Origin of the sequence: Burkholderia sp. MSMB1826 (genome assembly GCF_001526325.1) — a bacterium.
Classification (GTDB): domain Bacteria; phylum Pseudomonadota; class Gammaproteobacteria; order Burkholderiales; family Burkholderiaceae; genus Burkholderia.
Genome location: NZ_LOYN01000010.1, coordinates 581,315 through 604,211 on the forward strand (window position 1 = coordinate 581,315; position 22,897 = coordinate 604,211).

General features: G+C 67.3%; 20 protein-coding genes. 5 read left to right on the plus strand and 15 right to left on the minus strand.

Going from position 1 to position 22,897, the window contains the following annotated elements; genetic code table 11:
• Window positions 1-156 precede the first annotated feature (156 nt).
• A complete protein-coding gene (locus tag WS95_RS04620; RefSeq protein WP_034204949.1) occupies window positions 157-1,248 on the plus strand; it encodes a porin in 1,092 nt (363 codons plus the stop codon).
• Between the two features lie 144 nt (window positions 1,249-1,392).
• On the opposite strand, the gene WS95_RS04625 is transcribed toward WS95_RS04620, so the two are convergent.
• Both WS95_RS04625 and WS95_RS04630 read right to left on the minus strand, forming a co-directional pair.
• Window positions 1,393-2,355 (minus strand): quinone oxidoreductase family protein, encoded by a 963-nt coding sequence (locus WS95_RS04625; protein WP_059822533.1) that lies wholly within the window; start codon window positions 2,353-2,355, stop codon window positions 1,393-1,395.
• Window positions 2,356-2,386: 31 nt separating this feature from the next.
• A complete protein-coding gene (locus WS95_RS04630) occupies window positions 2,387-2,638 on the minus strand; it encodes a hypothetical protein (protein ID WP_034204951.1) in 252 nt (83 codons plus the stop codon).
• 95 nt (window positions 2,639-2,733) lie between these two features.
• Here WS95_RS04630 and WS95_RS04635 point away from each other — a divergent pair, with 95 nt between their 5' ends.
• Window positions 2,734-3,525, plus strand: a complete 792-nt coding sequence (locus WS95_RS04635; protein ID WP_059822535.1) for an AraC family transcriptional regulator — start codon at window positions 2,734-2,736, stop codon at window positions 3,523-3,525.
• Window positions 3,526-3,600: 75 nt separating this feature from the next.
• Here the strand turns inward: WS95_RS04635 and hpaI are convergent, their stop codons facing one another.
• From hpaI to WS95_RS04670, 7 genes are all read right to left on the minus strand, one after another.
• On the minus strand, window positions 3,601-4,407 hold the full coding sequence (hpaI, locus tag WS95_RS04640) for a 4-hydroxy-2-oxoheptanedioate aldolase (protein WP_059822537.1): 807 nt from the start codon (window positions 4,405-4,407) through the stop codon (window positions 3,601-3,603).
• Window positions 4,408-4,419: 12 nt separating this feature from the next.
• Window positions 4,420-5,223, minus strand: coding sequence for a 2-oxo-hept-4-ene-1,7-dioate hydratase (gene hpaH, locus WS95_RS04645; RefSeq protein WP_059500669.1), 804 nt, complete (start codon window positions 5,221-5,223; stop codon window positions 4,420-4,422).
• Window positions 5,224-5,243: 20 nt separating this feature from the next.
• Window positions 5,244-5,636: a 5-carboxymethyl-2-hydroxymuconate Delta-isomerase gene (locus WS95_RS04650; RefSeq protein ID WP_034204955.1), complete on the minus strand. Its 393-nt coding sequence runs from the start codon at window positions 5,634-5,636 to the stop codon at window positions 5,244-5,246.
• A 44-nt stretch (window positions 5,637-5,680) separates the two neighbouring features.
• Window positions 5,681-6,529 (minus strand): 3,4-dihydroxyphenylacetate 2,3-dioxygenase, encoded by an 849-nt coding sequence (hpaD, locus tag WS95_RS04655; RefSeq protein ID WP_034204956.1) that lies wholly within the window; start codon window positions 6,527-6,529, stop codon window positions 5,681-5,683.
• 212 nt (window positions 6,530-6,741) lie between these two features.
• On the minus strand, window positions 6,742-8,205 hold the full coding sequence (hpaE, locus tag WS95_RS04660) for a 5-carboxymethyl-2-hydroxymuconate semialdehyde dehydrogenase (protein WP_059783680.1): 1,464 nt from the start codon (window positions 8,203-8,205) through the stop codon (window positions 6,742-6,744).
• Window positions 8,206-8,227: 22 nt separating this feature from the next.
• Complete coding sequence (locus tag WS95_RS04665) at window positions 8,228-8,992, minus strand: fumarylacetoacetate hydrolase family protein (protein ID WP_034204958.1); 765 nt, start codon at window positions 8,990-8,992, stop codon at window positions 8,228-8,230.
• Window positions 8,989-9,678, minus strand: coding sequence for a fumarylacetoacetate hydrolase family protein (locus WS95_RS04670; RefSeq protein ID WP_059822539.1), 690 nt, complete (start codon window positions 9,676-9,678; stop codon window positions 8,989-8,991). Before WS95_RS04670 ends, WS95_RS04665 begins: the two co-directional genes overlap by 4 nt.
• A gap of 152 nt (window positions 9,679-9,830) precedes the next feature.
• Between WS95_RS04670 and hpaR the strand changes: the two genes are divergently transcribed.
• Complete coding sequence (hpaR, locus tag WS95_RS04675) at window positions 9,831-10,271, plus strand: homoprotocatechuate degradation operon regulator HpaR (RefSeq protein ID WP_059822541.1); 441 nt, start codon at window positions 9,831-9,833, stop codon at window positions 10,269-10,271.
• A gap of 55 nt (window positions 10,272-10,326) precedes the next feature.
• Here hpaR and WS95_RS04680 read toward each other — a convergent pair whose 3' ends face one another.
• Window positions 10,327-11,538: an SDR family oxidoreductase gene (locus tag WS95_RS04680; RefSeq protein WP_059822542.1), complete on the minus strand. Its 1,212-nt coding sequence runs from the start codon at window positions 11,536-11,538 to the stop codon at window positions 10,327-10,329.
• A 650-nt stretch (window positions 11,539-12,188) separates the two neighbouring features.
• On the opposite strand from WS95_RS04680, the gene WS95_RS04685 reads away from it, so the two are divergent.
• Window positions 12,189-12,536: a DUF3564 family protein gene (locus WS95_RS04685; protein ID WP_059822544.1), complete on the plus strand. Its 348-nt coding sequence runs from the start codon at window positions 12,189-12,191 to the stop codon at window positions 12,534-12,536.
• A gap of 421 nt (window positions 12,537-12,957) precedes the next feature.
• Complete coding sequence (locus WS95_RS04690; RefSeq protein WP_034204963.1) at window positions 12,958-14,853, plus strand: peptidoglycan D,D-transpeptidase FtsI family protein; 1,896 nt, start codon at window positions 12,958-12,960, stop codon at window positions 14,851-14,853.
• Window positions 14,854-15,071: 218 nt separating this feature from the next.
• Here WS95_RS04690 and WS95_RS34645 read toward each other — a convergent pair whose 3' ends face one another.
• From WS95_RS34645 to WS95_RS04715, 5 genes are all read right to left on the minus strand, one after another.
• Complete coding sequence (locus WS95_RS34645) at window positions 15,072-16,157, minus strand: fimbrial protein (RefSeq protein ID WP_156444430.1); 1,086 nt, start codon at window positions 16,155-16,157, stop codon at window positions 15,072-15,074.
• Window positions 16,158-16,739: 582 nt separating this feature from the next.
• Window positions 16,740-18,455, minus strand: a complete 1,716-nt coding sequence (locus WS95_RS04700) for a cation:proton antiporter domain-containing protein (protein WP_059822546.1) — start codon at window positions 18,453-18,455, stop codon at window positions 16,740-16,742.
• Between the two features lie 199 nt (window positions 18,456-18,654).
• Window positions 18,655-20,082, minus strand: a complete 1,428-nt coding sequence (locus tag WS95_RS04705) for a c-type cytochrome (RefSeq protein ID WP_059822548.1) — start codon at window positions 20,080-20,082, stop codon at window positions 18,655-18,657.
• Complete coding sequence (locus WS95_RS04710; protein ID WP_059822550.1) at window positions 20,079-21,857, minus strand: GMC family oxidoreductase; 1,779 nt, start codon at window positions 21,855-21,857, stop codon at window positions 20,079-20,081. Before WS95_RS04710 ends, WS95_RS04705 begins: the two co-directional genes overlap by 4 nt.
• The gene (locus WS95_RS04715) at window positions 21,857-22,597 is read right to left on the minus strand and encodes a gluconate 2-dehydrogenase subunit 3 family protein (protein WP_059822802.1); all 741 of its coding nucleotides are present in this window, start codon (window positions 22,595-22,597) and stop codon (window positions 21,857-21,859) included. Before WS95_RS04715 ends, WS95_RS04710 begins: the two co-directional genes overlap by 1 nt.
• Between the last annotated feature and the right edge of the window lie 300 nt (window positions 22,598-22,897).

The following is a 22,897-nucleotide window of genomic DNA, read 5'->3' on the forward strand; positions in this document are numbered from 1 at the left end:
CGTTTGCGGCGGCCCGCGTGCCGCCGCGCATGCAGTCACGCACGCATCCGTTGCGGCCTCGCATCGGCGGACGCTGCATGGCATTCGCCGACGGCGCGCCGAGTACCCGTTTTCCGTTTCACCCCACCCAGAACAAACCAAGGAGACACCGTCAAAATGAATTCACGCGCAGAACGTTCCATTCGCACAGTAGTCCTTACCGGTTCGGCTGCAGTGGCCTGTATCGCCGTGCCGGCCGCGCACGCGCAGTCGTCGGTCACGATGTACGGGATCATGGACGCCGGCATCGAATTCACCAACCACGCGGCGCCGGAAGGCGGCAATTCGGTCAAGCTCAAGTCGGGGAACAAGAACACGTCGCGCTGGGGCTTGCGCGGCGTCGAGGATCTCGGCGGTGGGCTGAAGGCCGTGTTCCGCCTCGAAAGCGGGATCGATCTCGCGAACGGCGCGTTCGACGACGGCCCGGACTCGATCTTCGCGCGCCGCGCGACGGTCGGCCTGAAGAGCAAATGGGGCGAACTGACGCTCGGCCGCAACTACACCGTCACCTACGACTACATGCTGCCGTTCGACCCGATGGGCTACGCGCAGAACTACTCGTGGGCGTCGTCGTCGATGGCGACGGGCGGCCGCAAGGACGGCATGTTCACGCGCTCGTCGAACGCGGTGCGCTACGACGGCGAATTCGGCGGCTTCAAGTTCGGCGCGCTGTACGGCTTCGGCAACGTGCCGGGCAGCATGAAAACCAGTTCGAAATACGATTTCGCGGTCGGCTACGAGAAGGGACCGTTCGCGGCGGTCGTCACGTTCGACCGGCAGAACGGCGCGGCCGACAGCGTCACGCCGGCCGATACGGTCGACTATATCCAGGGAATCCATGCCGGCCTGAGCTACGACTTCGGCAACCTGAAGACGATGGCCGGCTACCGCAACTACAAGCGCACGTTCCGCACCACGGCGGCGAACCAGTTGAGCGACATGGTCTGGCTCGGCGGGTCGTATCAGTTCACGCCGGCGTTCTCGCTGATCGCGGCCGTTTATCACCAGAACATCAAGGGCGGCAGCGACGCCGATCCGACGCTGGTGTCGATGCGTGCGAACTACGCGCTGTCGAAGCGGACGGTGCTGTACGCGGCCGGCGCGTTCGCGATCGCGAAACACGACCAGAAGGTCGGCGTGTCGCGCGATTTCGCGGGGTATGGCACGACGCAGGTCGGGGTCACGGCGGGGATTCAGCAGCGGTTCTGACGCCGACGCGGCCGGCGTCGGCGGGCGGTCGGCCGCCCGCCTGCTTTCACGCCACGCGAGGCGGCGCGACGGCGAACAACCCGACGCTGCCGCGCAATCCGCCGGCCCGCCGGCTCGCCGGCTCGCCGCGTGGCGATGCTCCGTTCAATCGCCACGCATCGTGAACACCGGCCGCACCACGCTGCTCGTATCGCCCCAGTGTTCGCCGACGTCCGACAGCGGCACCTCCCGCGTGTCGATCGTCAGGCCCGCCGGCCCGGCCGCTTCGAATACGCCGCGCACCGACGCCAGCAAGCGCGGCAGCGACACGCTGCCGATCCCGCTGCCCATCAGTTCGATCGCGGTCGCCCGCAGCACGGCGCCCGGCACCAGCACGTCCGCGCCGCCGATCGAGCCGATCTGCACGAAACGCAGCCGACGGCCATCGGGGGTCGCCTTCGCGCCGGCAACCAGCAGCGTCTGCGCGCTGGCTCCCCACAGATAATCGAGCACGACATCCACGCCCGCGCGGAAATGCGGTTCGAGCGCCCGCGCGAGATGCGCGTCGTCCTGCTGCAGCGACACCACGGCGTCCGCGCCGGCATTCAGCAACGCCTGCAACGCGGCCGCGTTGCGGCCGGTCGCGACGACCTTCGCCGCGCCGAGATGCTTCGCGATCCGCACCGCGAGCCGCCCCGACGTGCCGGTCGCGCCATTGACGAGCACCGTCTCGCCCGCGGCGAGCCGCGCGCGTTCGGTCAGCGCCGCCCACGACGACATCCCCGGAATCGCGATCGCCGCGGCCGTGACGTCGTCGAGCGCGTCGGGCAGCGGCACGCACTGCGTATCGGGCACGATCGTGCGTTCGGCCATCGCGCCGAACGGCGCCGGGGCGCCGAAGAAATAGACGCGCCGACCGTCGTCGAGACGCCCTACGCCGTCGACACCGACGACGAACGGATAGCGTCGGTCCGACGAGTAATGCGTGCCGGCCGCGCGCCCCTGCGCAAGCCGGCTCAACGCCGACGCCGTCACGTCGATCAGGCGGTGGCCCGGCATCGCGGGCGGCGCGTCGAACTCCGTATGAACGGGACGCGCGCCGGCGCCCGTCACGACTGCTGCTTTCATGGTGGTTCCTTCAATTCGGGAAGATGGGTCTTTACCGGGCATCGAGCCATGCGCGCAGCGCGGGATCGCGTACTTCCAGCACGTCGAACAGGCCGAGCGCTCGCAGCGCAGGCAACGCGTCGATCGCATCGGCCTCCGCACGCGCCCGCTCCGCCGGCGCGGCGTTGGGATCGGTCAACACCCGTGCGTTGACCAGAAACGCACCAACGGTCCCCTTGCGAATCGTCGTTCCGCCGGCATCGACCCGGTCGGCATGGTCGGGAAGCATCTGTTCGGCTCGCATCGCGTCTTGCTCCGGTTGTCATCGATGGACGCAGTGTAGGCGTGCAAAACCGGCCGATCTCCGGTATAACGGCCATTCGATACCGATATCCGGCCATGTCCGATCCGCTCCTGCCCGCCCGCTTCGTCACGTCCGACGACGGCCCGTTCGTGGTCGCCGCCATCCTGTCGCAACGCGCCCCGCGCATCACCGCGTCGCATTCGCATGCGCGCGGCCAGCTCGTCGGCGCGCTGAGCGGTCTGGTGACGATCGGGCTCGACGATCAGGAATGGGTCGTGCCGGCGATCCATGCGATCTGGATTCCGCCGCATTACCGGCATTCGCTGCGCTCGTTCGGGCCGATTGCCGGCTGGTCGGCATTCGTCGCCGAAGCGCGCTGCGCGGCGCTGCCGGCCACGCCGCGCGCGATCCGCACGACGCCGCTGCTGCGCGAAGCCGTGCAGCGCGCGGCAAGCTGGGGCGATGCCGAGCTGGATGCCGCACAAGCCCGGATCGCCGACGTGATCCTCGATGAAATCGCGGCATCGGAAGCCGAGGCGCTGGGCCTGGTCCGGCCGCGGGATCCGCGGCTCGTGAAGATCACCGATGCGCTGGCTGCGGATCTCGCGAACGACCGGCGGCTGGAGGAGTGGGCCGAATGGGCCGGCATCGGCGCACGGACGATGAGTCGCCGCTTCGTCGCCGAGACGGGGCTGACGTTCGCGCAGTGGCGTCAGCAGGCGCGACTGCTGCGGGCGCTCGAGCGCATTGCGGATGGCGCGCCGGTGACGACGATCGCGCTCGATCTCGGGTACGACAACGTGAGCGCGTTCATCGACATGTTCCGACGCGCGCTGGGAACGACGCCGGGACGATATATGGAGGCGGGACGGGGCACGAAAGGATAGGCGCGGCCATGCGCGTGCACGAAACCGCGTGGCGCAAAGCCCGCGGGCGGCACACGACCACCGCCTGCCGCCGCGTCAATACGTGCCGTCGCCCTGCTTCGCGGCGTCGCCGCCGGCCCTTTTGAACTGCGCGGCGAGCCGTTCCGCGCTCCGCGCCAGCAGCGTCGTATCGACGCCGACCGCGACGAACAGCGCCCCCGCTTCCAGATAGCGCCGCGCGGCCGCTTCATCCGCGCTCAGGATGCCCGGCGCCTTGCCGGCCGCCTGGATCGCGCGGATCGCACCGTCGATCGCGGCCTGCACGTCCGGGTGCCCGGGATCGCCGAGATGACCGAGATCGGCGGCCAGATCGGCCGGCCCGATGAATACGCCGTCCACGCCGTCGACCCGCGCGATCGCATCGATCGCGTCGAGCCCCGCGCGCGTCTCGACCTGCACGAGCACGGCCATCTCGTCGTTCGCGCGATGCAGGTACTCGCCGACGCGATTCCACCGCGACGCACGCGCCAGCGCGCTGCCGACGCCGCGAATGCCGTGCGGCGGGTAACGCGTCGCGGCCACCGCCGCACGCGCTTCGTCCGCGCTCTGCACCATCGGCACGAGCAGCGTCTGCGCGCCGAGATCGAGCACCTGCTTGACGATCACCGGATCGTTCCACGGCACGCGCACGACCGGATGCGACGGATACGGCGCGATCGCCTGCAGTTGCGCGAGGATCGTCGGCACCGTGTTCGGCGCATGCTCGCCGTCGATCAGCAACCAGTCGAAACCGGCGCCCGCGACGACTTCGGCGCTGTACGGATTCGCGAGGCCGAGCCACAACCCGATCTGCGCATCGCCGCGCGCGAGCGCGGCCTTGAAGACATTCGACGAAATCTGCATCGTTCGCTCACCTCATTCGAAGTAACACTGGATCGTCCCGAGCGGGCCGTAATCGACACTGAACGTATCGCCCGAACGCGCCGCGCACGGCCGCGTGAACGACCCGCCGAGCACGATCTGCCCCGGCTCCAGCGCGACGTCGAAGCGCGACAGCCGGTTCGCGAGCCACGCGACGCCGTTCGCCGGATGGTTCAGCACGCCGGCCGCGACACCGGTTTCCTCGACCACGCCGTTGCGCGACATGATCGCCGCCACCCAGCGCAAATCGACGTCCTGCGGGCGCACCGGCCGGCCGCCGATCACGACGCCCGCGTTCGCCGCGTTGTCGGCGATGGTGTCGAACACCTTGCGCGGCCGTTTCGTGTCGGGGTCGATCGACTGGCTGCGCGCGTCGATGATCTCGAGCGCCGGCACGACGTAATCGACCGCGTCGTACACGTCGAAGATCGTGCAGTTCGGGCCGGTGAGCCGCTTGCCGAGCACGAATGCGAGCTCGACCTCGACGCGCGGCACGATGAAGCGGCTAGTCGGGATCGTGCCGCCGTCTTCGAAGAACATGTCGTCGAGCAGCGCGCCGTAGTCGGGTTCGTCGATCTGCGACGTGTTCTGCATCGCCTTCGACGTGAGGCCGATCTTGTGCCCCTTCAGCGTGCGGCCTTCCGCGAGCTTGAGGGCGACCCACGCGCGCTGGATCGCATACGCGTCGTCGATCGTGATGTCGGGATGGTCGAGCGAGATCTGGCGGATCTGCGTGCGCGCGCGTTCGGCGTCGTGCAGACGGTGCGCGAGCTGGTCGATGATGGCGGGTTCGAGCATGGTCGGATCGGGAATCGCGTTCAGCCGGCCCGCTTGTAGCGGGCGTGAATGTTGTTGTGCTTGTACGAGCCGCTTTCGCTGAACTCGGTCAGTTCCATCGACAGCGCAAGGTAGCGTGTCGCGTACAACTCGGCGAAATGCACCTTGATCGCGTCGAACAGCGCGTCGCACGCGGCCTTTTTCTGCGCGTCGGTGCGGCCCGAACCGATCTTCAGCGTCACGTGGACGAACGCGTCGTCCTCCGTGCCGTCGGCGACGCAGTAGTCGCGCAGCTCGATCGCGCGCGAACGGATGCCGCCGGTCGGGAACACGCCGCCCTGGGCGATCAGCGTCGCGTTGATCGTGTGCAGCAGCACGGGAATGCGTGCGTCGTCGCGGATGTTCGCGGTGTATTCGACGACGATGTGTGGCATGGCAGGTCTCCGGTCGGATTCGAATGCGGGGCGGGCGGCGACGCTCAGGGCAGCGGGAAGATCGCGTTGATCTGCCCGGTGCCCGAGCTCGCGAAATAGTCGGTGACGATCTCGACGGGCCGGTCGTAACGATCCCAGCCGAGCAGCCCGAGCAGCATCGCCGTGTCGTGCATGCCGCCTTCGCCGTGGCAATGCACGTTGTACTCCGGCAGCATCGCGCAGAAGGTCTTGAAATCGCCCTGTTTCCACAGCTCGACCACGCGCAGGTCGACCTGCCGGAAGAATTCGCGGCTGATCTCGTGGATCGATTCCTCGGGGCTGCCGTTGTCGTTGAAGCGGTGCGACAGCGAGCCGCTCGCGAGGAACGCGACGTTCGAATCGCTCTTCTCGATCGCTTCGAGCAGCGCCTCGCCGAAGCGCCGGCTTTCGTCGAGCGTGTGCCACATGCACCAGCCGGCGATCGACACGACCTTGAAGTGCTGGTCGCCGTTCATGTAGCGCATCGGCACGAGCGTGCCGTATTCGAGCTCGAGGCTGTCGATCTCGTGCGCCCGCGTCGCGACGCCGCGCGCGGTGGCCGTTTCCGCGATCAGCCGGCCGAGCGCCGGGTTGCCCGGATACGCGTACTGCATGTCGCGGATGAAGTGCGGCAGCTCGTTGCTCGTATAGGTTCCGGCGAACCGCGCATTGCAATTCACGTGATAGCCCGCGTTGACGAGCCAGTGCACGTCCGACACGACGATCGTGTCGACGCCGAGCGCGCGGCAGCGCTCGCCGATCAGCTGATGGCCGCGGATCGCCGCATCACGGCAGCCGTGATGCCGGCCGGGCAATTCCGACAGATACATCGACGGCACGTGCGTGATCTTCGCGGCGAGGGACAATTTGCCCATCGTTCAAGTCTCCCTGTCGACCGGAGTTAGCGCTTTAGCGGTTTCCGGTCCCATGCATCGCGGTCGACCGGAGTTAGCGCTTTAGCGGTTACTCCGGTCCCATGCTTCGCGGTCGACCGGAGTTAGCGCTTTAGCGCTTACTCTGGCCCCATGCTTGGCCGGCGTGCCGGCCAAGGAATCGTTCGTTCTTGCGGCAACACGACCCGCTCCCGTTACACGCCCCAGCGAGGAATGTGATGCGAACCCATCGAGATGCACACGTTCTTGATCTCCGCGAACACCTCGAAGCTGTACTCGCCGCCTTCGCGCCCGGTGCCCGATTCCTTCACGCCGCCGAACGGCTGGCGCAGGTCGCGCACGTTCTGGCTGTTCACGAACACCATCCCGGCCTCGATGCCCCGGGCGAGCCGATGCACCTTGCCGACGTCCTGCGTCCAGATGTACGACGCGAGGCCGTACGCCGTGTCGTTCGCGAGCCGCAGCCCTTCTTCCTCGTTCTCGAACGGGATGATGCACGCGACCGGCCCGAAGATCTCTTCCTGCGCGATGCGCATCCGGTTGTCGACGTCGGCGAATACGGTCGGCCGCACGAAGTTGCCGTTGCGCAAACGATCGGGCAACCCGGCCGGCTTGTCCGCGCCGCCCGCCACCACGCGCGCGCCCTCCTGCTCGCCGATGCGGATGTAGCCCGTCACCTTCTCCCAGTGCTGGCGCGTGATCATCGCGCCGAGATGGGTACCCGGATCGGCCGGATCGCCGACCACCAGGTTGTTCGCGCGGCGCGCGAATTCCTGCACGAAGCGGTCGTAGATCGTGCGCTGCACGAAGATCCGCGAGCCGGCCGTACAGCGTTCGCCGTTGATCGAGAAGATCGTGAACAACGACGCGTCGAGCGCGCGGTCGAAATCGGCGTCGTCGAAGATCAGCACCGGCGACTTGCCGCCGAGTTCCATCGAGTACTTCTTCAGGCCCGCGCGCTCCATGATCCGCTTGCCCGTGACCGTGCCGCCCGTGAACGACACCGCGCGCACGTCCGGATGCCGCACGAGCGCATCGCCGGCCGTCGCGCCGTAACCCTGCACGACGTTCAGCACGCCGGGCGGGATGCCGGCTTCGAGCGCGAGCCGGCCGAGCTGGTCGGCCGTCAGCGGCGACAGCTCCGACATCTTCAGCACGGCCGTGTTGCCGAGCGCGAGACACGGCGCCGTCTTCCACGTGGCCGTCATGAACGGCACGTTCCACGGCGACACCAGCGCGCACACGCCGACCGGCTGGTACAGCGTGTAGTTCAGCATCTGATCGTCGACCGGATAGGTCCGGCCGTTCATCTGCACGCATACTTCCGCGAAGAAGTTGAAATTCTCGGACGCGCGCGGAATCAGCTGCTTGCTCGTCTGCGCGATCGGCAGGCCGGTGTCCTGCGTCTCCAGCGCCGCGAGCATCGGCACGTTCCGCTCGATCAGCTCGCCGAGCTTGCGCATCAGCTTCGCGCGCTCCTTCGCCGGCGTGTTCGCCCATTTCGGGAACGCTTCCTTCGCCGCGCGCACGGCCGCGTCGACCTCGGCCTCGCCGCCCGACGCGACGTCGGTGATGACGTCGCCCGTCGCCGGGTTCAGCGTCGTGAAGGTCTCGCGGCTCTCCACTTCGCGGCCGTCGATCCAGTGCTTGATGGTCATGTGCTCTCCTTGGGCGACGGGCTCAGCCGGCGCGATAGTAGTCTGCCTCGGCGACGATCGTGTTCACGAGCCGGCCGATCCCTTCGATTTCGGTCACGACCTCGTCGCCCGGCTGCGTGTCCGCCAGCCCCTCGGGCGTGCCGGTCAGGATCAGGTCGCCCGGCGCGAGCGTCATGAAGCTGCTGATGTGCTCGATCAGCGCCGGCACGTCGAAGACCATGTCGCGCGTGCTGCCGCGCTGCGTCTGCCGGCCGTTCACCGTCGTGCGCAGCGTCAGGTCGCCCGCGTCGCCGATCTCGTCGCGGCTGACGAACCACGGCCCGAGCGGCGTGCAGGTGTCGCGGTTCTTCACGCGCAGGTTCGGACGGTAGTAGTTCTCGAGATAGTCGCGGATCGCGTAGTCGTTCGCGACCGTATAGCCGGCCACGTAGTCGATGGCCTGCGCGCGGCTCACGCGGCGCGCGGGCCGGCCGATCACGACGGCCAGCTCGCACTCGTAGTGCATGTGCGTGGCGTCCGCCGGGCGCACCGTGCGCGACCGGTGGCCGACGAACGTGTTCGGCCCCTTCAGGAAGATCAGCGGTTCGCTCGGCGCATTGAAGGCGAGTTCCTTCGCATGGTCGGCGTAGTTCAGGCCGAGCGCGAACGTCGTACGCGGCGCGACGGGCGGCAGCCATGCCACCGCGTCCTCCGCCAGCACGCGCCCCGTATCGAGGCGGATCGCGCCGTCGCCGGCCGGTTCGGCTGCATGCAGTGCGCCGTTATAGATCACACGCGCCGTCTTCATCGTGCTTCCTCCGCAATCAACGTATGCCGCAACGCGCCGATGCCGGCCGCGGCGATCTCGATCGTGCTGCCCGCGCGGGCGCGCGGCGCGCCGCCCGCGACGCCGAGCAGCAGCACGTCGCCCGCGTCGAACGACATGAAGGCCGTCACGTCGGCGATCAGCTCGCGAACCGGGCGAATCAGCGTCGCGGTCGATGCGGACGCGGCCAGCTCGCCGTCAATCCGCACCGTCAGGCCGATCGCGTCGACGTCGGCGAGCGCGGCGGCCGGCACGATCGCCGGGCCGAGCGGGCAAAAGCCGTCACGGCACTTGAAACGCACGGCCGGACGGTAGTAATCGGGATGCGGCACCGACACGTCGCTCGCGAGCGTGAAGCCGTGCACGTAGTCGAGCGCCTGCGCGGCCGCCACGCGCGTCGCGCGCCGGGCGAACACGACGGCCACCGACGCACCGATCTCGAGCGCGTCGACGCCGGCCGGCACGACGACGGCGGCACCGTCGGCCACATGCGTGTTGGCGGATTTGATGTACAGGATCGGCGCCTGCGGCGGGCGGCCGTAAGGCGGGGCGTTCACCGCATCGCCGAGCGCGGCGAGCGCCGCGCGCTCGTTGAGCAGCGCGCCGTAGACGGTACCGATGGCGACCGGCAACGGCGGCGCCGCGGCGGTCGTGCAAGACAGCTCCATGCGTCATTCCCCTGCCGCGCGTCGCGGCGCATCGTCAATACTTAATATCTTAAGTAAACAATCGGGTGCTGGCAACCTCGATTACCCTGATACGCGAAATTCATCAGCTTCGGCTGTTAAGATTGATGCGTCCCCGTCCTCTGCTCACGCTGATGAACCGTACGCTCGACCATCGCAACCTGGCCATGCTGCTGCTCGAGGCCCGCGAAACGCTGATGGGCCTGTTTCGCCCCATTCTCAAGGAATTCTCGCTGACCGAACAGCAATGGCGGATCATTCGCGTGCTCGACGGCGAACCGGCGCAGGCGCTCGAAGCCGGGCAGATCGCGAAACGCTGCTGCATCCTGAGCCCGAGCCTGACCGGCGTGCTGGAACGGATGGAGCGCGACGGTCTGATCACGCGCATGCGCGCGCAGGAGGACCAGCGCCGGCTGCTGGTCAGCCTGACGCCGCAAAGCAGGAAACTGGTGACGGAAATCGGTCCGCGCATCGACGAGCAATATCGCCAGCTCGAATCGCGATTCGGCGAGGACGGCCTCGACGATATCTACCGCGCGCTCGACCGGCTCATCGAGCTCGGCAGCCACGCGTAAAGACGGCGCCCGCGCCCGCCACGTGCGGCAACGGGCGCCGATGCGACGCGGGCGGTCAGTGGATCGCGCCGCGCATCAGCTCGGTCACGGCCACCCCGCGCGACGTGCGCATGCATTCCTCGACGTAGTCGATGAACGGCAACGGCTCGAAATCGATCTCGTCGCGCACGCGGCGATTGTCGAACACGCGATCGACCGTCGCGAATTCCCCGCAACGCTGCAACGCCCGGCCGATCACGCGCTCGAGTGCCGGATCGCGGCGCCCGAGCACGTCGCGCACGACGAGCGGCAGGTCGGCCGGCGCGCATGCCGCGTAGCGCGGCGCCCCGGTCATCCCCGCCGCCTCGTCCATCGCACGCACGATCTGCGCGACCTGCGGCGCCTCGTCGCCGGCCGACACGTGATAGACGTCGTGCGCGAGCGTCGGCTTGACGGCCAGCAGCATCGTCGCGCGCGCCACGTCGTCCACCGACACGATGTCGATGCGCGTCATCGGCCGCGCGGTGAAGCGGCGCGCCGCATGCGCGAGCCGGAACATCCAGAACGAATTCGGCGCGGGCCGCGTCCCGAGCACCGTGTGGCCGACCACGTGCGACGGCCGCACGACGACGAGCGGCAGCCCGAGCGCACGCAGGCGCTGTTCCGTCTCCGCCTTCGCGTGCAGGTAGCCAGCCGCGAGCACCGCGCCCGGCAGGCCTTCGTCGCCCGGCGCGGCATCGTTCCCCGCGTCGCGTTCCGCCTCTTCCCGCACGATCCCGCCACGGCCGGCGTGCGCGTAGGCCGTGCCGACGTAGACGAAACGCTGCAGGTGCGGCGAGCGCGCAAAGCGTTCGGCGAAGCACACCGCATCGGCGATGCCGGCCCGCAGGTGCGCGCCGTCGGCCGGCGACGCATGGCCCGCGCAGTGAATCACGTGCGTCGCGCCGGCCAGGCGCGGCGCATCGGCGCCGTGCCACACGTCGGCGAGCGCGCCGACGATCACGTTCGCATCGGTCAGGCGCGACGCCCAGTACGGCGCGAGCCCCGCGCGCAGCGCGGCTTCACGCAGCCGCGCGACCGCGTGGCCGCGATCCTGCGCGCGCACGACGCAGACGATGCGTTCGAGCAGCCCTGCATTGACGAGCGCCGTCAGCACGGTACTGCCGATGAAGCCGGTCGCGCCGGTCAGCACCAGCCGTCCGACGTTCGCCGCCGCGACCGGTGCGCTGGCCGGCGACACGAGGCTCGTCCGCCAGTTCAGCGACAACGCGGTTTTCCAGATCAGCACGATAGTCTCCTTCGAAGAATCGGCCAGGCGGCGCGGCGCCCGCGGTTGCGGGCGGCGCACGGCTCACTGGCCGCGCCGGGGCTGACGCGCGCCCCGGCGGCTCCCGATCGGGCATGCGGCCAGCGATCGCGTCGATCGCGCTCTGGCACGAGGCGGCGGCACCCGGCGCGGACGGGCGTTCGTCGCGCAGGATCGGGAAGCGTCCAGTGTGGGGCCGGACCGCATGCAAGTCTGTTCCGAAAGTTTCGTGAAAGTGTGCCGATTTGTACGCGATTGTCGGAGTGTGTCGTGCCGGCGCCGCGTCGAAACGACGACCGGTTCGGTCCGGCCGCATTCGACCGGTGCCGGATCGTATCGCTCGCCACCGGTTTCGACGGCGGCCGGTGCGCGACGGATCGACGCGGCCGGCGCCCCTGTCATCCCATGTCCGGACCGCCGCGCGTCCCCGCCCGGACACCGTCGTCGCCGGTATCGCCCGCCTGTGCTGACGCCTCGGGAACGACCATGAATCGTCAGACGTCGTTTCATCCGAAATCGAAATAGACTCGATCCGGATTTATTGCGGATTATCACTTGCGTTTCACACCAGTCTATCTAGACTGTTCAAGTCCAAACCGTCGAATGCGTCATTTTTTTCAGGAGACGATGCAATGCGCCTCACCATTCGGATTAATAGCAGCGAATCGGCAACCCGGCAATCGTTCGCGGTATTGTGGGTCGATACCGACGAAGGGCTGTGGTCGCGCGAGGCACATCAGGGCATCGACCTTCCGACCTGGGGCAAGGTCCGCGACGTGGAAGGCGCGATGGCGCTCTGCGCAGCCGACGGCAGCCATGCCGTCTGTCAGCTGAAGGGGCTGTCGTTCGATGCGACGCGGCGCGAACAGGGCCCCGCTGTGCTCGCCGGCGAGCATCCCGACGGCGCGTGGCGTCTGCAGGCCGTCGATACCTGCACGACCCCGCCGGAATACCGGGAATTTATTGCCGTTGCCCGATAGGTATTATTGACATCAATCGTCTGCGGTTTTCGGGTTTATTCCGGTAACAGTGATATTTATTTCGATATTCAGCATGAATGGCGCCTCGGCTGGAGGCGCTTTTCATTTTCGGGATTAAAGAAATAACCGACGCGCGGGCAATTGATCGCGCGCCGGAACGGTCGCCATCGAGGCTCGCCCGAGATCGTGCACCCGGATCGGCATGCGGTGGATCGTCCGTGTTCCATCACCCGCACCCGGCGCGCAATCCTGCGTCGGCGTCCCCCCTCCTCCTCCTCTTCCTCTCGCTTTCTCAAGCAGCGCGCCACTCGCCTTTTTGCGGGGCCGGAACACACTTTCCCCACACGATGTTTACTCATTTATTACAATCGCATTATTCAGACTGACCAGCCGCCGTCCGGCGGCCCGACCCGGCCATTGCATGAGCGTGAAAAAGAAGACCCATCCTGCCGATCCGTACGCGGCGGCGACCAAGAATCCAATGCTCGCGTCGCGCCTGCCGATGTGGCGCTCGCGGCTGATCGTGGTCGTCGTGTTTCTCGCGTTCGCGGCGCTGATTGCGCGCGCTTTCTGGGTGCAGGTCGCGAACCAGGATTTTTACGTCGGCCAGGGCCAGAAGCGCTATCAGCGCACGATCGAGCTCGACGCGATGCGCGGGCCCATCGTCGACCGCAACGGCGCGATGCTCGCGGTCAGCCTAGCGACCTATGAAATCTGGGCGAACCCGAAACAGGTCGCCGACACCGATTACCCGCAGATCGCGAAGCTGCTCGACATGCCGCTCGTCGAGGTGAAGCGGCGTCTCGGCAACGACAAGACGTTCGTGCTGCTCAAGCGGCAGGTCGACGCGGACACCGCCAGCCGGCTCGACAAGCTCGCGATCGACGGCATCACGCAGATCGCCGATTCGAAGCGCTTCTACCCGGAAGGCGAATCGGCTGCGCACGTGGTCGGGTTCACGAACGTCGAGGACTCGGGCCAGGAAGGTGTCGAGCTCGCGGCGAACGCGCGCCTGCAGGGCACGTCGGGCCAGCGCGAGGTGATCCGCGACCGGCTCGGCCGCATCGTGTCGGACACGCGCCCGCTCGTCCCCGCACAGCACGGCGCGACGATCGAGCTGACGATCGACCGCCGCATCCAGCAGCTCGCGTTCAGCCAACTCAAGGCGGCCGTGATCGAGAACAACGCGGTGGCCGGCAGCGTCGTCGTGCTCGACGCGCAAAACGGCGAGATCCTCGCGCTGGCGAACTACCCGACCTTCGACCCGAACGACCGCGCGCGCCTCACCGGCCAGCAATTGCGCAACCGCGCGGTGATCGACACGTTCGAGCCCGGCTCGACGATCAAGCCGCTCGTCGTCGCGCTGTCGATCGACGAGCGCAAGGTCACGCCGAACACGATCATCAACACGTCGCCGGGCACCTACAAGATCGGGCCGGCCGTGATCCACGACACGTCGAACCACGGGTCGCTCACCGTCGCGCAGGCGCTGCAGAAGTCCAGCAACGTCGCGCTAGCGAAGCTGGCGCTGAACCTGCCCGCCGAAACGATCTGGAACAAATACCAAGAGTACGGGATCGGCCGCGCGCCGGAACTGACGTTCCCGGGCGTCGCGTCGGGCCGGCTGCGCGGCTACAAGCGCTGGCGGCCGATCGAGCAGGCGACGATGGCGTACGGCTACGGGCTGTCGATGTCGCTGCTGCAGATCGCGCAGACTTACACCGCGTATGCGGGCGACGGCACGCTGCACCCAGTGTCGCTGTTGAAGAACGGCACCGACCAGCAGACGATCGACGCGCATCGCGGCCATCGCGTGACCTCGCCGCAAACGGCCGCCGCCATCCGCTCGATGCTCGAGATGGCGGTGGGTGAAGGCGGCACGGGGCGCCGCGCGCGCGTCGACGGCTACCGGATCGGCGGCAAGACAGGTACCGCGCGCAAGCAGGTCGGCGCGACCTATGCGAAGGGCAAGTACCGCGCGCTGTTCGCCGGGATGGCGCCGATGAGCGATCCGCGCCTGATCGTCGCGGTGATGATCGACGAGCCGCGCGGCAAGGGCTACTACGGCGGCACGGTCGCCGGCCCGGTGTTCGCGTCGGTCACGAGCGGCTCGCTGCAGTTGCTCGGCGTGCCGCCCGATGCGCCGGTCGAAGCGGAGAAGCCCCAGCCGGACAAGGCGATCACGCCACCGAAGAAGGTCGCGGCATCAACGGCGGTTGCTCAACCGAAGACAGCTTCCGCTCGGAAAGCCGCCGTGCCGGTGGAAACGGCCGCGCAGTCGGACACGACCGTACCGACGAAGGTGCCCGCAAGCTGAGCCGGTCGCCGTCAGCATTGCGGGTCTGCAATCGCATCATGAGGCAGAAACCGATGCTCGCTGCGCTCTATTGATTCGAGAACGAACCGAAGGTCGCCACCGTTCGGTCGCGGCCACGCAGCACGCGCGTCGCCTCGTGCGGTAGCGCGTCGCCTCATGCGTTAAACGCGCCCGTGCGTCTTCGCTGTCGCGCACCGCCCCGACGTGACCCGACGTGATTATTGATAGCTCAACGTGAACGTCGCCGCGCCTTTGACCGTCCCCGGCGTGACGCGCCCGGTCGACACATATTGCGCGGACAGCGGAATGCTCGAGGTCGAGCTCGACGGTCCAACCAGCCATTGATTCGGATTGCCCGGGTCGGCCGAATCGGGGCCGAACCCGACCGGATTGCCATTTCTCAGGATGCGCAGCTTGACGTCCGACGCAGTCGAACCGGGAACCAGCGACAGGTTGGTCGAGGTATTCGACGGGTCGGTCAAATCGGTCAGCGTCACATACACGTTCGAGCCGGATTGGCAGGACAGCCCGATATTGAAACCCGTGTCGCCGGCCGTGGCGCCCGCCTGATTCAGCTTGCCTGCGGATACGGGCGGCAACGTCACATTGACATTCGGCGTGGTGACCGTACAACTATTCGGGGTGACAACCAAACTTCCCCCGGACTTGAAGAACTTGAAATCCACTGTTATCGCTCGCGCCGCCTTGCCTCTGTTTCTCACCTCGATACCCACCGCCGCATTGGGATTCCGAATTTTTGCGAAATTATAGATATTGTCGTTGAGCTTGATCATTTCGATTTTCAATCTCAACACCTTGGAAAGCGGCTCAGCATTCGTATGGGACGGCGCCCATTCCTGCAGGCTATGATGAACCGCCATTACCCGCCCCGTATCGAGGTTCGTCACACGAAAACCGAAGGTTTCGAACTCCCGATAATTTTGAAGCGTGGTCAATTTACCCACATTCGGATAGTTCGTCGTCAGCCACGACTGTCCGGGGAATATGAACCAGTAATCATAGCCCGGCGGAGAGTTCGGATTAGCTGGACAGGCGTAAGGGAACTCTGCCGTCACCGTCGCAATGACCGCTCCGTTCGGTGTGCCGGGCGCGACGCGGATCGATGCGGGGAAATTGATGTCAACATAATGGTGTATCCCCGGGCCCTCGCTCGGGGGCACCGACTGACACTTCATGACCGTTTGCCCCTGCACTGGCAACGCCACGGTCATCAACAGCCCGCTCAATACCACGGACGCCGCCCGGTAAGCCGTTTTCAAAAGATTTCTACTGATTTGAATCATTATCTCGTTTCGTTCGTTGTCGATGTGTCGGCAGCGTTTTTCGAGCCACGACGCGTTCGGGCATGCCCATCGTTTCAATGACGTGCGTCGCCTTGCGCGCCGCAGCCGGATACATCCGCTCCAGATGCATCCGGGTGTATCCGCGCCGTTGCGCGTCGACCGCCTGTGCGCAGCATGAAAAACGGCATCCGAAATTGTGCGAGAGCAGAAAACGAGAGGACAGTGGACAATCTTCAAACTCGATTTCAAACCAATCGGACTTGTACTAATTATTCTTTTTGTACTCGGGCTTTCCGAGACACGGTGCGAGAAATGCCACAAAACGGCTGACGATTCGGCTCGATGGGTCTCTGGACCAGGGAATCGCACGACATGGACGATTCTCGCGCTGCCGGCGACCGAGCGCCGACGTCGCCGCGCTGCGATCACCGGGGCCGCGGCGTCATTTCGGACGATGGCTTGCTTACCGGCTATCACGTGCCCGCGCACGCACCGACGCACGATACGTCCCGTTGAACGACGGGGCGGCCGGCATCGAAGCCGCCGCCCCGCGCGCCGAGCGCGGCCCCACGCCGCGCAACGTCAGTGCGACGCTGCCGCCGGCCTCGTCATCCTGCCGAGCACATGCGCCGTCATCGCGCGCGCGAGTTCCGACTCGCCCATGAACACGGTGCCGACGCCCTCGCTCGACAGCAGCGCGGCCTCGTCGCCGCTGTTCGTGCACAGCACGACCTCCAGCGTCGGATTGAGCGTGCGCGATATCTCGACGATCTGCCGCACGTCGAACACGTCGGGCAGCGTCACGACCAGCATCCCGGCGCGGGCGATATGCGCCTGCACGAGCACGATCGGCTCGATCGCGTCGCCCGACACGGCCGCGATGCCGTCCGCGCGCAGCTTCTCGACGAGCTCGCGATTCTGCTCGACGACGACATACGCGATGCCGCGCTCGTCCAGCGCATGCGCGATCCGCGTGCCGACCTTACCGTAGCCGACGATCACGACCTGCCCGGTCAGATGCGTCTGCGGCGTCGACATCGGCAGTGCGGCGAGCGGATCGTCGCGCGCCTCGAGCTTGCGCGCGAACGCCGAATGCTTGCGGATCCACGCGAGCGCCGGATCGATCAGCGCGAACAGCAGCGTGTTCATCGCGATCGAGATCAGCGCGACCGCGAGAATCAGGCTCTGCCCCTCGGCCGACAACAGCCCGAGCGCGCGGCCGAGACCTGCGAGGATGAACGAGAATTCGCCGATCTGTGCGAGGCCGGCGCCCACGGTCAGTGCCGTGTTCAGCGGATAGCGGAATGCGATCACCAGCGCGACGGCCGCGAGCGTCTTGCCGATCAGCACGATGGCCGCGACCTCGATCACGTGCAGCGGCTCGTCGAGCAGCACCTTCGGGTCGAACAGCATGCCGACCGAGATGAAGAACAGCACCGAGAACGCGTCGCGCAGCGGCAGCGTCTCGTCGGCCGCGCGCCGGCTGAATTCCGACTCGCGCATCATCATCCCGGCGAAGAACGCGCCGAGCGCGAACGACACGTCGAACAGCTTCGCCGCGCCGAACGCGATGCCGACCGCGGCCGCGATCATGCACAGCGTGAACAGCTCACGCGACCCGGTGCGCGCGACGAGCCAAAGAATGCGCGGGAACACGCGCTTGCCGACCACCAGCATCAGCGCAATGAACGCCGCGACTTTCAGCTTCGTGACGCCGAGCGTGCCCCACACGCTGCCGCCCGCCGCATGCGCGTCGCCGGGCGGCGTGCCGCCGAGCAGCCCCGCCACCGGCGGCAGCAACACCAGCACGAGCACCATCACGAGATCCTCGACGACCAGCCAGCCCACCGCGATGCGCCCGTTGACCGTCTCGACGAGCCCGCGCCCTTCGAGCGCGCGCAACAGCACGACGGTACTCGCGACCGACAGCGCGAGCCCGAACACGAGCGCCGCACCGAGGCTCCAGCCCCAGGTAAGCGCGAGCCCGCCGCCGAGCAGCGTCGCGACGGTGATCTGCACGATGGCGCCCGGCAGCGCGATCTTGCGCACCGCGAGGAGATCGCCGAGCGAAAAATGCAGACCGACGCCGAACATCAGCAGCATCACGCCGACTTCGGCGAGCTGCTGCGCGAGCGACAAGTCGCCGACGAAACCGGGCGTGCCGGGGCCGATCACGATCCCGGCGAGCAGATAGCCGACGAGCGGCGGCATTTTCAGCAGCGACGCGAGATAACCGAAGATCATCGCGAGACCGAAACCGGCCGCGAGCAACGCAATCAGGCTGACGTCATGAGGCATCCCCCCTCCCAAGCTCTTGTAACGAATTAGTAAGGTTCAAGAGTGAAAGGATACGGGATGAGGCGGAAAAATGGCGCGCCGCCGCGAAAATTTCAACGCGGCGGCGCGTATTGGCGGGGTGCAACCCCTGCGCAGGCGAAATGCGTCGCAAGCCCGGCCGCAGGTTGCGCGGGCCGGGCCGCCGGCGGGCCGGCGCCCGTCAGCGCGACGCTTGCGGGAACCGCGCGCCCGGCGGCGGCTCGGGCCGTTTCGACGGCACGCTCTTGCGCACCTTCGCGACCTGCGCGGCGGTCACCGGCGCGCCCGTGTTGCCCCAGCTCGTGCGCACGAAGTTCGACACGTCCGCGACTTCCTGATCCGACAGGCGCCAGCCGAACGGCGGCATCGTGAAGGTCGACGGCGCGGTGCGCGTCCCCTGCAGCGCGCTGCCTTCCAGCACGACGTGGATCAGCGAGGTCGGATCGTCGCCCTGCACGACCGGGTTGCCGGCGAGCGCCGGGAACACGCGCGTATAGCCGTGGCCGTCGCTGCGATGGCAGGCCATGCAGTTGTCGCGATAGACGGCCGCGCCCGGCTTGCTCGCATCGCCGGTCTGCAGCGCCTTCGCGGCGGCCGCGTCGTACACGTGCTGCTGCTCGCCCTGCACGCGCGGCGGCAAGGTTTTCAGGTAGCGCGCGATCGCGTTCAGGTCGTCGTCGGTCATGTGCTGCATGCTGTGGCCGACCACGTCCGTCATCCCGCCGAACGCGGCCGTGCGCAGCGTGCGGCCGGTCTTCAGGAACTGCACGATCTCGGCTTCGTTCCACGTGCCGAGGCCCGTGCGCGGCTCGCCGCGCAGGCTCGTCGGCACCCAGCCGTCGATCGCCGCGCCGCCGGCCAGGAAGTCGGGGCCGTCCGCGTCGGTCAGCCCGCGCTCCTGCATCGTCGGCGCGCGCGGCGTATGACACGCGCCGCAGTGGCCGAGCCCCTGCACCAGATACGCGCCGCGCGCGACCACCGGGTCGGTGTACGGCGCCGCGTCGAACGGCTTCGGCGACGGCGCGAACATCTTGCGCCAGATGCCGAGCGGCCAGCGCATCGACAGCGGCCACACGATGTCGACCGCGCGGTTCTCGTGCTCGACGGGCGCGACGCCATGCATGAAGTACGCGTACAGCGCCTTCATGTCGTCGTCGGTCAGCCGCGAATACGACGGGAACGGCATGGCCGGATACATCGTGTCGCCGTTCTTGCGCACGCCTTCGCGCACCGCGCGGGTGAAGTCCTCGTAGGTCCAGCCGCCGAGGCCCGTCTTCGGGTCCGGCGTGATGTTCGTCGAGTAGATGCCGCCGATCGGCGTGTCGAACTTCAGCCCGCCCGCGAATGGCTTGCCGCCGCTCGCGGTGTGGCAGGCGATGCAGTCGCCGGCGCGGGCCAGGTATTCGCCGCGCTTGACGAGGGCCGCGTCGGCGGACAGCGCCGCCGGTGCGGCCGCCGGGCCCGAAGCCGCGGCCGGCGCGGACGCCGGCTGTGCGAACGCTGCGCCGCCCGACAGACCGAATGCCGCCCATGCCGTGCCGATCGCCAGCGCGCGCCGCAGCGGGGAAACCGAACGCGCGGCGTTGTGGTGGTTCATCGTCCTCTTCATGCGGTCACCAGCGGAGCGGGATTTTTCAGGTACTGCTCGCGGATCGCGCGTGCCGACCAGTAGGCCAGCGCCGCGATGATCCCGGTCGGGTTGTAGCCGATGCCCTGCGGCAGCGCGGACGCGCCCATCACGAACACGTTGTGCACGTCCCAGCACTGCAGATAGCGGTTCAGCACGCTCGTCTTCGGGTCGGTGCCCATGATCGCGCCGCCGACGAGGTGGGTCGTCTGGTACTGGCGCGAGTCGAAGTGCTTGCCGAACTCGCGCGTCGACACGCCGATCGCCTTCGGCCCCATCGCCTCCGCGATCTTCTTCATCTGCCCGGTCACGTACTGCGCCATCCTGATGTCGTTGTCCTTCCAGTCGAATGTCATCCTCAACAGCGGCTGGCCGTACGAATCGCGATAGGTCGGATCGAGATCGAGGTACACGTCGCGGTACGACATGTTGGTGCCGTGCGCATCCATCGAGATCGTGTGCGCGTAGTTGTCCTTCACCGCCTTCTTCCACGCCGAGCCCCACTGCGGCGTGCCGGGCGGCGTCGCGATGCCGCTGATCGGCTTCACGCCGGCCTGGTTCACCCACAGCGGCGAGCCGCCGACGAAGCCGAGCGGGCCGTGATCGAAGTTGTCCGCGTTGAAGTCGTCCACCGCGACGCCGTTGCCGCCCGCGCCGATGAACGGATTCGTGTAGGTGTCCTTGTCGAAGAACGCCTTGATCGTCGACAGGTTCTGGTACGCGAAATTGCGGCCCACGACGCCTTCGCCCGACACCGGGTCGTACGGCTTGCCGATGCCCGACAGCAGCAGCAGGTGCACGTTGTGATACTGGAATGCGGCCACGATCACGAGATCGGCCGGCTGGTGCACTTCACGCCCGGCCGGATCGACGTAGGTCACGCCGGTCGCGCGCTTCTTCGTGTCGTCGAGGTCGACGCGCAGCACGTGGCACTTCGAGCGCAGCTCGAAGTTCGGCGCCTGCTTCAGCGCCGGCAGGATGTTCAGGTTCGGCGACGCCTTCGAGTACATGTAGCATGCGTAGCCGCTGCAGTAGCCGCAGAAGTTGCACGGGCCCATCTGCACGCCGTACGGGTTCGTGTACGGCCCCGACGTGTTCGCCGACGGCAGCCGGTACGGATGCAGGCCGAGCGAGTGCGCCGCGTCGAAGAAGCGCTGCGCCGAATACGTATTGAGCTGCGCGGGCAGCGGGAAGTTGTCGCTGCGGTTCGCCTCGAACACGTTGCCGTCGCCGACCACCTTGCCGCCGACCTTGTACGCCTGCCCCGACGTGCCGAACACCTTCTCGGCGAAATCGAAATGCGGCTCGAGCTCGTCGTACGTGACGCCCGTATCCTGGATCGTCATCCCTTCGGGGATGAACTTCTTGCCGTAGCGCTCTTCGTAGTGGCTGCGAAGGCGCAGCTCTTCCGGCGTGATCCGGAAGTGCACGCCCGACCAGTGCAGCCCCGCGCCGCCGACGCCTTCGCCCGGCAGGAACGCGGCGAGCTGCCGGTACGGCAGCGCGGTGTCCTGCAGGCCATGGCGGATCGACACGGTCGTCTTCGACAGGTCGAGAAACAGCTTCTTGCGGATGTTGTAGGTCAGCTCGTCGATCGTGTTCGGGTACGCGCCGTCCGGATAGGTGTCGCGATATTCGCCGCGCTCGAGCGCGACGACGTTCAGGCCCGCTTCGGTCAGTTCCTTCGCGAGAATCGCGCCGGTCCAGCCGAAGCCGACGATCACCGCATCGACGTGCGGCTTCTTATCTGCGGCCATCAGCTGCGCTCCCCGTTGATCGAGACGGGGCCGTACGGATAGGGCTTGCCGCTCTGGTTGACGAAATCCATGAAGTCCGCGCGCGCGCCCGGGAAACCGATCATCTTCCACGCGGCCATGTCGCGATTGCCGCCATGCACCGGATCGCAGAAGTAGCCTTCGCGCGTGTTCTGCAGCAACTGGCCGAGGAACACGCCGGGCGGGACGTCCTCGATCTGCGCGCTGCCCTTCTCCAGCGCGCCGAGCACCGTGTCGCGCGTCGGCGCGTCGAGATCCGCGAACGCCTTGCCGTGCGTCTTCTCGCAATAGCGGTTGACGGCCGCGATGCCGAGCCGGTAGATGTCGCGCGGCACCAGCTTCAACTGGTAGCCGAGCTCGGGCACGCCCTGCTGGAACGGCCCCTGCATGTACCACGTCGCGCCGTGCGCATACGGCGTCTCCATCTGGCGATCGATGAATTCGGGCACGCCCGCTTCGAGTGCGCCGGGGCCTTCGGCGTCGGCAGGAATCAGCCGGTCGACGGCGGCCTGGACGAACGCCCATTCCTTCGCATCGAAAAAGGTCGGCTTGTACGGCGCGCGTTCGGCGCCGGCCGACGCGGTGGACGCGTTGCCGGCCGTCGTCGCGGACGACGACGACGAGCGCAGGTCGCAGCCGGCGACCGACGCGATCGGCACGAGCGCGACCGAGGTGCGCAGGAAACGGCGACGCGAATTGGGTTTGTCAGGTGGCGTGGACATGGTCGGATGTTGATCGTTGGGGATCGGGTTCGGACGCGCGCATTCCGCATGCCGCGTGCCCGGCAGGCAGCCGTGCCGCAGGCGGCCGGTCGCCGTGTTCTTTCGGGTGTTGCGCACAACCTCGATGCAGGCGTCCGGCGGCGCAGTCCGCGGCGGTGCCGTCATTGCAGCCGCACGTCGCCCGGGACTGGCGGCACTGCGCGGCTGGACCTCTTCGCGGGCCTATCGTCGGACAAATACCGGCATCGGCCGGTATCTATCCGTCATCGCTCACGACCTTTGTTCAACTTAGACGTCGCG

Excerpts from the sequence above, each read along its gene's own strand:
- WS95_RS04620 (WP_034204949.1), top strand. The coding sequence starts at position 157 with ATGAATTCACGCGCAGAACGTTCCATTCGCACAGTAGTCCTTACCGGT.
- WS95_RS04625 (WP_059822533.1), bottom strand. The coding sequence starts at position 2,355 with ATGAAAGCAGCAGTCGTGACGGGCGCCGGCGCGCGTCCCGTTCATACG.
- WS95_RS04630 (WP_034204951.1), bottom strand. The coding sequence starts at position 2,638 with ATGCGAGCCGAACAGATGCTTCCCGACCATGCCGACCGGGTCGATGCC.
- WS95_RS04635 (WP_059822535.1), top strand. The coding sequence starts at position 2,734 with ATGTCCGATCCGCTCCTGCCCGCCCGCTTCGTCACGTCCGACGACGGC.
- hpaI (WP_059822537.1), bottom strand. The coding sequence starts at position 4,407 with ATGCAGATTTCGTCGAATGTCTTCAAGGCCGCGCTCGCGCGCGGCGAT.
- hpaH (WP_059500669.1), bottom strand. The coding sequence starts at position 5,223 with ATGCTCGAACCCGCCATCATCGACCAGCTCGCGCACCGTCTGCACGAC.
- WS95_RS04650 (WP_034204955.1), bottom strand. The coding sequence starts at position 5,636 with ATGCCACACATCGTCGTCGAATACACCGCGAACATCCGCGACGACGCA.
- hpaD (WP_034204956.1), bottom strand. The coding sequence starts at position 6,529 with ATGGGCAAATTGTCCCTCGCCGCGAAGATCACGCACGTGCCGTCGATG.
- hpaE (WP_059783680.1), bottom strand. The coding sequence starts at position 8,205 with ATGACCATCAAGCACTGGATCGACGGCCGCGAAGTGGAGAGCCGCGAG.
- WS95_RS04665 (WP_034204958.1), bottom strand. The coding sequence starts at position 8,992 with ATGAAGACGGCGCGTGTGATCTATAACGGCGCACTGCATGCAGCCGAA.
- WS95_RS04670 (WP_059822539.1), bottom strand. The coding sequence starts at position 9,678 with ATGGAGCTGTCTTGCACGACCGCCGCGGCGCCGCCGTTGCCGGTCGCC.
- hpaR (WP_059822541.1), top strand. The coding sequence starts at position 9,831 with ATGAACCGTACGCTCGACCATCGCAACCTGGCCATGCTGCTGCTCGAG.
- WS95_RS04685 (WP_059822544.1), top strand. The coding sequence starts at position 12,189 with ATGCGCCTCACCATTCGGATTAATAGCAGCGAATCGGCAACCCGGCAA.
- WS95_RS04690 (WP_034204963.1), top strand. The coding sequence starts at position 12,958 with ATGAGCGTGAAAAAGAAGACCCATCCTGCCGATCCGTACGCGGCGGCG.
- WS95_RS34645 (WP_156444430.1), bottom strand. The coding sequence starts at position 16,157 with ATGATTCAAATCAGTAGAAATCTTTTGAAAACGGCTTACCGGGCGGCG.
- WS95_RS04700 (WP_059822546.1), bottom strand. The coding sequence starts at position 18,455 with ATGCCTCATGACGTCAGCCTGATTGCGTTGCTCGCGGCCGGTTTCGGT.
- WS95_RS04705 (WP_059822548.1), bottom strand. The coding sequence starts at position 20,082 with ATGAAGAGGACGATGAACCACCACAACGCCGCGCGTTCGGTTTCCCCG.
- WS95_RS04710 (WP_059822550.1), bottom strand. The coding sequence starts at position 21,857 with ATGGCCGCAGATAAGAAGCCGCACGTCGATGCGGTGATCGTCGGCTTC.
- WS95_RS04715 (WP_059822802.1), bottom strand. The coding sequence starts at position 22,597 with ATGTCCACGCCACCTGACAAACCCAATTCGCGTCGCCGTTTCCTGCGC.